Origin of the sequence: Nocardioides sp. (assembly GCF_036374615.1) — a bacterium.
Lineage (GTDB): Bacteria > Actinomycetota > Actinomycetes > Propionibacteriales > Nocardioidaceae > Nocardioides.
Map to the genome: position 1 here is coordinate 1 of NZ_DASUTK010000002.1, position 8,662 is coordinate 8,662.

Consider the following 8,662-nt stretch of genomic DNA (forward strand, 5'->3'; position numbering starts at 1 on the left):
GCCTCCGCGCTGCTGGGGCTCGCGTCCCTGACTCGAGGCGATCTCGACGCGGCGCACCACGCCTACAGCACTGCCGTCGAGAGTCTCCAGCGCGAGGGCCACGTTGCCGACGTCCTGGGCTGCTCCATCACGCTCGGCGACATCGAGCTCACCCAGGGCAAGCTGCGTGAGGCGCAGCGCACCTACCAGCGCGCGCTCGACCTGGCCGCCGCCGACTCCGCCCCGCCGCGCGGAGCCGCCGACATGTACGTCGGGCTGAGCCGGGTGGCTCTGGAGCGCGGCGACTTGGCGGGCGCGGCCGCGTACCTGCGCGAGGCCGACCAGCTGGGGGAGGCGGGTGGCCTGCCGCAGAACCCGTACCGGTGGCGGGTGGCGATGGCGCTGCTGCGGCAGGCGGAGGGCGATCCGGCAGCGGCGATCGGCCTGCTCCAGGAGGCCGAGGAGGTCTACGTCGCTGACTTCAACCCCGAGGTGGCTCCGGTGGCCGCCACCCGGACGAGGGTGATGGCTGCAAGGGGCGACGTGGCCGCGGGCCGGGCATGGGCACGCAGCCGAGGGCTCACGCCGCGAGACGAGCTGTCGTACGACCGCGAGTACGAGCACGTCACCCTGGCGCGGGTGCTGCTCGCCGATCACGCCGCGTCGAAGAGCACGACCGCCCTGGCCGAGGCGGCGGACCTGATCGACCGGCTGCTCGCCGCGGCCGAGGCCGGCGGCCGTACCGGTGTCGTGATCGAGCTGTTGGTCCTGCAGGCGCAGGCTCGCGAGGCCTCTGGACGCCGGGAGCAGGCTCTGGCGTCGTGGGACCGCGCCGTGCGGCTGGCAGAGCCCGAGGGGTACGTCTTGGACCCGCTCGATGACTCAGCCGCTCCGGCGCCTGCCGCGCAGGACCTGGTCGACCCGCTGAGCAGCCGCGAGCTCGACGTACTGCGCTATCTCGGCTCGGACCTCGACGGGCCCGCCATCGCGCGCGAGCTCGGGGTGTCGCTGAGCACGGTGCGCACGCACACCCAGCACATCTACGCGAAGCTCGGCGTGAACAGCCGCCGGGCGGCGGTCCGCAGCGCCCACCAGCTCAACCTCTTCTCCCGAGGAAATCGTCAGTCCACTCATCACAGGTGATGACGACGGTTCATCACATCCGCTCCTAGCTTGCGGGGCATGACCACCCGTGCCACCGACCAACCGGACGGATCCGGCTGGTACGAGATCTCCCTCCGGGGGCGGCTCGAGCCGCGGTGGTCGACCTGGTTCGACGACATGACTCTCACGTCGGGCACGGACGGCACGACCGTGCTGTACGGCCATGTCGCCGACCAGGCAGCACTCCACGGCCTGCTCACCCGGCTCCGCGACCTCGGGCTGCCGCTGATCTCGGTCACCCAGGTCGAACCCCGCTGACACATCCAGGAAAGGACACCAGCATGACCACGACCGCAGCACCCACCACGCCCGCACGAGTCCCCATGGACTCCCTGAGGAAGACGGCGCTGGCCGTTGGCGTGCTCTTCCTCATCACCTATGTCACATCCATCGCGGCGAAGTTCGGCTTCTACCCGCCTCTGTTCGAGGACGCCGAGTACGTCGACGGCGCCGGCTCCGACACCCGCGTCTTATGGGGAGCATTCGCGGAGATGATCCTGATCATCGCCAACATCGGCACCGCCGTCTTCCTCTACCCCATCCTGAAGCGTCAGCACCACGGCCTCGCCCTCGGTTTCGTGACGGCTCGGGTCATGGAAAGCGTCTTCATCGCCGTCGGGGTTCTCAGCGTTCTCACGATCGTGACCATGCGCCAGGACTTCGCAGGAGTTGCCGACGCGGACAGCGCCGGCCTCGCCACCGTCGGCCACGCCCTGGTCGCCCTCCAGGAGTGGACCTTCCTGCTCGGCCCCGGCTTCGTCGTCGGCGTCGGCAACGGCCTGATCCTCGGCTACCTGATGTACCGCTCCGGCCTGGTCCCCCGCCGCATGGCAGTGCTCGGCCTCGTCGGCGGCTCGTTGATCGTCCTCTCCGGCACCGCTGTGATGCTCGGCGTCATCGACGCCGGCTCCGCACTGCACACCCTGGCCGTCGTTCCCGAGTTCTTCTGGGAGCTGAGCTTCGGGATCTACCTGATCGTGAAGGGCTTCAAGCCTTCGCCCGTCACTGCCGGCATGGTCGAGGCACGCTGACGCTCGACCCTTGATCATGCCTGGCTCGCAGTCTGCTGCCACTGGATGGCAGCAGACTGCGAGTTCGTCGGGCGTTACCAGCTCTGCCCAGTCGGGGCACGGGTCAGGGTGCGATAGGGGCGGCGTCAGGGCGGTGCCCGATGGGCTGGAGGCCCGGACTGCTCGACGATGGGAGCATGACTTCTTCACCTGAGCAGACCACCTACCAGACCACCGACCCGACCGCCCAGGCCCCTGAACCCGCGAAGCGCCTCACCCGCAGCAGCGACGACAAGTACCTCGGCGGCGTGTGCGGCGGAGTCGCCGAGTACGTCGGCGTCGACGCGAACGTTGTCCGGTTGCTGACCGTCCTCGGTACCGTCCTCGGCTTCGGCGTCCTGGTGTTCGTGTACGTCGCCGCGTGGCTGATCCTGCCGGAAGCCTGATCCGCGGCTACATGTCCGATCGGACGAGTCAGCCCACGGTTTCTCGTCCGTGCGGACGAACACAGCCACGGAGAGCGTTCCTACCGTGTGAGGCATGACCACCCTGCCCGAGGTGAAGGCCTGGATCTCCAACGAGCTCCCCACGCTGATCGAGAAGTACAACGTCCCGGCCGCGGCGGTCGCCGTACTCGCCGACGGTGAGGTCGTCGAAGAGGCCGCCGGCGTCCTCAACAAGGCGACCGGGGTGGAGGCCACGCCCGACTCGGTCTTCCAGATCGGCTCGATCACCAAGCTCTGGACGAGCACGCTGGTGATGCAGCTGGTCGACGAGGGCAAGGTCGACCTCGACGTCCCGGTGCGCACCTACCTCCCCGAGTTCACGATCGGCGACCAGGAGGCCGCCGCCCGGATCACGACGCGGATGCTCCTCAACCACACCGCCGGCTTCGAGGGCGACATCTTCACCGACACCGGCCCGGGCGACGACTGCATCGAGAAGTACCTGGGCGTGCTCCACGAGGTCCCGCAGCTGTTCCCGCCTGGCGAGCAGTTCTCGTACAACAACGCGGGCTACTGCGTTCTCGGCCGGCTGATCGAGGTGCTGCGCGAGAAGACGTACGACGCGTGCCTGCGCGAGCACCTCTTCGCCCCGCTCGGTCTCACCCACGCCGCCACCAGTCCCTACGAGGCGATCATGTTCCGCGCCGCGATGGGCCACATCGAGCTCGAGCCCGGCACCGGCTTCCAACCTGCGCCCGTCTGGGCGCTCGCCCGCTCCAACGCCCCCGCCGGCGCGATGCTCGCGATGAGCGCCCGCGACCTGCTGACCTTCGCGCGGATGCACCTCGAGGACGGCAAGGCCCCCGACGGCACGCAGGTGCTCGCCCCCGGCACCACCGCCCGGATGCACGCCCGCGAGGTGGACCTGCCCTACCTCGGCGTCATGGGCGACTCCTGGGGCCTCGGCTTCGAGCGGTTCGACGCGAAGGACGGCGAGATCATCGGGCACGACGGCAGCACGATCGGCCAGAACGCCTTCCTGCGCATGGTCCCCGAGGCCGGCGTCGCGGTCGCGCTGCTCGTCAACGGTGGCGACGCGATCTCGCTCTACCACGACATCACCGGCCGCGTGATCGCCGAGCTGACCGACACCGAGCTGCCGCCGCTCCCGACGCCCCCGGCCTCGCCGGAGACGATCGACGCGAGCCGGTACGTCGGCACCTACAGCTCGCAGGTCGCCGACCTCGCCGTGAGCCAGGACGACGACGGCCGGATCTGGCTCGAGCAGACCCCGAAGGGTCTCTTCGAGGAGCTCGGTGAGCAGCCAGAGCGCCATGAGCTGGTCCACTTCCGCGGCGACAGCCTGATCAACCTCGAGCCGCAGCACGGCATGCACATCCCACACGCGTTCGTCGGCGACGACGGCGCCGGCCACGCCCTCTACCTCCACATCGGTCGCGCCGTCCGGCGTGCCGGCGCCTGAACCTCCAGAACAGGAACCGCTCATGAAGCTGAAGGCAGCACTCGCCATCTGCGCCACCACCGCCCTGCTCGCAGCGTGCGGTGGCAACGGCGACAACTCCGGCTCCGAGGGGGACGGGGGTGAGAGCAAGTACGCCGACGGCGGCACTTTCACCATGGCCCTCAGGGGGGACCCGGGGAACCTCGATCCGCACTCCTCGGCGGGCACGCAGCTCTTCACCGTCAGCCAGCTCGGCTACGACAACTTGCTCTCGGTCGACGAAGGGTCCGGTGAGATCCAGTCGCAGCTGGCCAGTGAGTGGACTGTGGACGGCAAGGCGGTCACCCTCACCCTGAACGAGGGGATCACCTGCTCCGACGGCAGCGACTTCACTGCGAGCACCGTCGCCGAGAACATCGCCTACATCGCGGACCCGAAGAACAAGAGCCCGTTCCTCGGCACCTTCCTGCCCGCCGGCGCGACCGCTGAGGCCGACGACGAGGCGGGCACCGTGACGATCACGCTTGCCCAGCCCGCGCCGTTCGTGCTCAACGGCCTCGCCAGCCTCTCGATGGTCTGCGACGCCGGGCTGCAGGACCGCAAGTCCCTCGCCGACTCGACGGCGGGCACCGGGCCGTACGAGCTGACCGAGGCGGTCCCGGGTGACCACTACACGTACCAGATCCGGGACGGCTACACCTGGGGCCCGGACGGCGCCACGACAGATGAGGAGGGCATGCCCGACACCGTGGTCATGAAGATCGTGGAGAACGAGGGCACGGCCGCCAACCTGCTGGTGTCCGGCGAGGTGAACGCCGCCCAGATCACCGGCCCCGACGTCGAGCGGCTCGAGGCCCAGGACCTGTTCGCCACGGAGACCCCGGCTCTTGTGGGCGAGCAGTGGTACAACCACAACGACGGCCACGCGACCAGCGACCCCGAGGTCCGGATGGCGCTGACCCAGGCGCTCGACCTCGCGGAGCTCGCGTCGGTGTCGACCGCGGAGGCCGGTACGCCGGCCACCACGCTCGCGGTCATCGAGCCGGCCTCCTGCCCGGGCGACTCCGTCTCGGGTTCGCTCCCGGCCCAGGACGTGGAGGCGGCCACGGCCGTGCTCTCCGACCTGCCCGAGCTGACCTTCCTCTACTCGAGCGCCGCCGGTAGCGCCGTCGCGGCTGCCGCCGAGCTCGCCGTCCAGCAGTGGGAGGCCGCCGGCGCCACGGTGAAGGCGAAGGGCGTCGACGAGACCGCGCTTCAGGGTGCCATCTTCGGCACCGGTGACTGGGACATCGCCTGGGTCCCGCTGAACGTCAACAGCCCCGACCAGCTCGTGCCGTTCCTGTCCGGTCCGGGTGCGGCCGAGGGTGGCGCCAACTTCTCCGGGATCGACAACAGCGACTACACGGCGGGTGTCGAGGAGGCCAGTGCGCTGCCCGGCGTCGAGGGCTGTGACGCTTGGCTCGAGGCCGAGTCGGCCCTGGTCGCCGCGGCCGACATCGTGCCCTTCGCCAACAACCAGGTGAAGACCTTCGGCAACGGCGCCGAGTTCGAGACCCCCGGTCAGCTGATCCCGACGAGCATCCGGATGCTGGCGAGCAGCTGATGTCCGTGGCGAGCTCGGTCGCCCCGGCGCCGCGGGTGGGGGTGCGCCCCCACCCGTGGGTCTGGTTCGGCGTACGCCGCCTCGGCCGGCTGCTGATCTCGCTGTGGGTGCTCGTCACCGCCTCGTTCCTGATGATCCACCTCATCCCGGGGGACGCGGTACGCGCGGCCCTCGGCCCGACGGCGCCGCCCGACCTGGTGGCTTCCAAGCGGCTGGAGATGGGCCTCGACGACCCGATCCTGGTGCAGTACTGGCACTATCTGCAGGACCTGGTCACCGGTGACCTGGGGACCTCGATGGTCTCCAACCTTCCGGTCACGGACATCGTCGCGCAGCGGCTGCCCGCCACGCTCGCCCTCGCGCTGCTGGCGTTCGCGGCGGCGGTGCTGGTCTCGGTGCCGGTCGGGGTGACGATGGGCGTGCTCACGCGGCGCGGCCACGGCCGGCGTACCGAGCTCGCGTTCACCTCCACCAGCGTGGTTCTCGGCATCATCCCGGACTTCCTGGTGGGCGTCGGCGTGGTCTACGTGTTCGGCGTCAAGCTCGGGTGGCTGCCCGTCGCCGGCAACGAGACCCCCGACGCCTACATCCTGCCGGTCCTCGCCCTCGCCATCGGCCCGGCCGCGATCCTGGCGCGGATCATCCGGGTCGAGATGGTGGCGGTGCTGGAGGCTGACTTCGTCCGCACGGCGCGGGCCAAGCGGCTGCCCGCCCGGACGATCTACCTCCGCCACGCCCTCCCCAACGCGCTCACCGCTTCGCTGACCATCGGCGGTCTGATCCTCGGGACGCTGGTCGCCGGCACCGTCCTCGTCGAGAGCGTGTTCGCCTGGCCCGGGCTGGGCAGCACGATCGTCTCCTCGATCCTCAACAAGGACTACCAGGTCGTGCAGGCGATCGTGCTCGTGTACGGCGCCGGCGTGCTGCTGGTGAACACCACCGTCGACGTCGCCCTCGCGCTGCTCGACCCGCGCTCGCTGATCAGGGAGGGCTGACGTGGGGCGCTGGAGGAACGTGCTGCGCACGCCGCTCGGCCTCACCGCGACCGTGTTCACGGTCGGGGTGCTGGCGCTCGCGGTGGTCGCGCCGATCCTCTGGACCGATGAAGCGAACGCTGTCGACACCTCGAACATCCTCGCGTCGCCGTCCGCGGAGCACTGGGCGGGTACCGACAACCTGGGCCGCGACATCTTCTACCGCGTCCTGGTGGCGACCCGGCTCACGGTCCGGCTGGCCCTCTCCGCCACCGCGCTCGCCGTCGTCGTCGGTCTGCTGATCGGCACCGCGTCGTTCCTCCTGGGCCGCCGGGCGGGTCGGGTCGTCAACGCCGGCGTCAACATCGCGGTGGCGTTCCCGGGACTGCTCCTCGCCCTGTTCTTCGCGGTGATCTTCGGGGTCGGGGCCACCGGGGCGGTGCTCGCGATCGGCCTGGCCGGCGCCCCGGCCTTCGCCCGGCTCACCCAGACCCTCGTCGCCAGCGTCGCGGCGCGCGACTACGTCGCGGCCGCGCAGGTCGCCGGCGTCGGCCGGGTCCGCATCCTGCTGCGCCACGTCCTGCCGAACATCTCCGAGCCGCTGGTGGTCAACGCCACGATCGGAGCCGGTGGCGCGCTGCTGTCGTTCGCCGGGCTGTCCTTCCTCGGACTCGGTGTGCAGCAGCCCGCCTACGACTGGGGCCGGCTGCTCTACGACGGCATCCAGGCGATCTACGTGAACCCGGCCGCGGCGCTCGCTCCTGGCGCGGCGGTGCTGGTGGCCGGCTTGGCGTTCAACCTCTTCGGCGAGTCGGTCGCCAAGGGTCTCGGCGTCCAGACGATCGGCGTGCAGTCGCTCCCGGAGACCGCTACCGACCGGGGCGAGGCCCCGGACGTCGCGCACCAGACCTCGGCCACGGACAGTGCGCCGACCGACACCGTCCTCGACGTCCGCGACCTCGTGGTCTCCTTCCCCGGACCTGACGGGCCGATCCGGCCGGTGCGCGGCGTCTCCTTCTCGGTCCGTCGCGGCGAGGCGGTCGGTGTCGTGGGCGAGTCCGGCTCGGGCAAGTCGCTCACCGCGCTCGCGGTCACGCGGCTGGTCGGCGACCCCGGCCGGGTGGACGCCGAGCGGCTGGAGCTGCTCGGTGCCGACCTGCTTGCCGAGGACACCAAGGCGCAGCGCCACCTGCTCGGCACCTCGCTGGCGATGGTGTTCCAGGACCCGATGACGTCCTTCAACCCGACCCAGCGGATCGGCGGCCAGCTCGCCGAGGTCGCGCGGCACCACCAGGGCATGAACCGCAAGGAGGCGCTCGCGCGCGCGGTCGACCGGTTGGACGCGGTGCGGATCGACCAGCCGGAGCAGCGGGCGCACCAGTACCCGCACGAGTTCTCCGGCGGCATGCGCCAGCGGGCGATGGTCGGCATGGGGCTGATGGGCGAGCCCGCGCTGATCGTCGCGGACGAGCCGACCACCGCGCTCGACGTCACCGTGCAGCAGCAGGTGCTCGACCTGCTCAAGGCGATCCGGGAGGAGGACGGCGTCGCGCTGGTGCTGATCAGCCACGACGTCACGGTCGTGGCCGAGGTCTGTAACCGGGTGCTCGTCATGTACGCCGGCCGCATCGTCGAGGACCTGCCCGCCGCCGACCTCGCCACCGGAGCCCGGCACCCCTACACCCGGGCGCTGGTCGCGGCCGTGCCCGACATGGACACCGACCTCGACCGGCCGCTCGCCGTCATCCCCGGCCGGCCGGTCGACCCCGCCGACGTACCGGTCGGGTGTGCGTACGCCGCTCGCTGCCCGCTCGCGTCCGCCCGCTGTCGCGAGGAGGACCCGCCACTGGAGAGCGACAGCCTCGGCCGCCGGGTCGCCTGCTGGCACGCCGGTGAGCCGATCGCCCTCGAGATCGAGGACCGCGAGCTGGAGGACGTGAAGGCACGATGAGTGAGCTGCGCTTCGACGACGTCACGGTCCGCTACGGCTACCACACCGCGGTCGACACGGTCAGCCTCACGGT

The 8,662-nt window shown here is 70.7% G+C and carries 8 protein-coding genes; all 8 read left to right on the forward strand.

All coding sequences use genetic code 11. From position 1 onward, the window contains the following. The coding region (locus VFZ39_RS00035) for a LuxR C-terminal-related transcriptional regulator (protein ID WP_330863663.1) at positions 1-1,122 on the forward strand (1,122 nt) is incomplete at its 5' end. A gap of 39 nt (positions 1,123-1,161) precedes the next feature. Further along, positions 1,162-1,401 carry a hypothetical protein gene (locus VFZ39_RS00040; RefSeq protein ID WP_330863664.1) on the forward strand — a complete coding sequence of 80 codons (240 nt, stop codon included), beginning with the start codon at positions 1,162-1,164 and terminating at the stop codon, positions 1,399-1,401. 23 nt (positions 1,402-1,424) lie between these two features. After that, complete coding sequence (locus VFZ39_RS00045) at positions 1,425-2,174, forward strand: DUF4386 domain-containing protein (protein WP_330863665.1); 750 nt, start codon at positions 1,425-1,427, stop codon at positions 2,172-2,174. Between the two features lie 176 nt (positions 2,175-2,350). Then, entirely contained in the window at positions 2,351-2,599 is a 249-nt protein-coding gene (locus VFZ39_RS00050) for a PspC domain-containing protein (RefSeq protein ID WP_330863666.1), read from the forward strand. Between the two features lie 94 nt (positions 2,600-2,693). After that, a complete protein-coding gene (locus VFZ39_RS00055; RefSeq protein WP_330863667.1) occupies positions 2,694-4,082 on the forward strand; it encodes a serine hydrolase domain-containing protein in 1,389 nt (462 codons plus the stop codon). A gap of 22 nt (positions 4,083-4,104) precedes the next feature. After that, positions 4,105-5,664 carry an ABC transporter substrate-binding protein gene (locus tag VFZ39_RS00060; protein ID WP_330863668.1) on the forward strand — a complete coding sequence of 520 codons (1,560 nt, stop codon included), beginning with the start codon at positions 4,105-4,107 and terminating at the stop codon, positions 5,662-5,664. Continuing rightward, positions 5,664-6,659 (forward strand): ABC transporter permease, encoded by a 996-nt coding sequence (locus tag VFZ39_RS00065; protein WP_330863669.1) that lies wholly within the window; start codon positions 5,664-5,666, stop codon positions 6,657-6,659. The genes VFZ39_RS00060 and VFZ39_RS00065 overlap by 1 nt, the downstream gene beginning before the upstream one ends. A 1-nt stretch (position 6,660) precedes the next feature. Continuing rightward, a complete protein-coding gene (locus VFZ39_RS00070; protein ID WP_330863670.1) occupies positions 6,661-8,589 on the forward strand; it encodes a dipeptide/oligopeptide/nickel ABC transporter permease/ATP-binding protein in 1,929 nt (642 codons plus the stop codon). Positions 8,590-8,662 lie beyond the last annotated feature (73 nt).

What these genes read in the sequence shown, in the direction of transcription:
- VFZ39_RS00045 (WP_330863665.1), top strand. Translation starts at nt 1,425, where the DNA reads ATGACCACGACCGCAGCACCCACCACGCCCGCACGAGTCCCCATGGAC.
- VFZ39_RS00065 (WP_330863669.1), top strand. Translation starts at nt 5,664, where the DNA reads ATGTCCGTGGCGAGCTCGGTCGCCCCGGCGCCGCGGGTGGGGGTGCGC.
- VFZ39_RS00060 (WP_330863668.1), top strand. Translation starts at nt 4,105, where the DNA reads ATGAAGCTGAAGGCAGCACTCGCCATCTGCGCCACCACCGCCCTGCTC.
- VFZ39_RS00055 (WP_330863667.1), top strand. Translation starts at nt 2,694, where the DNA reads ATGACCACCCTGCCCGAGGTGAAGGCCTGGATCTCCAACGAGCTCCCC.
- VFZ39_RS00040 (WP_330863664.1), top strand. Translation starts at nt 1,162, where the DNA reads ATGACCACCCGTGCCACCGACCAACCGGACGGATCCGGCTGGTACGAG.
- VFZ39_RS00050 (WP_330863666.1), top strand. Translation starts at nt 2,351, where the DNA reads ATGACTTCTTCACCTGAGCAGACCACCTACCAGACCACCGACCCGACC.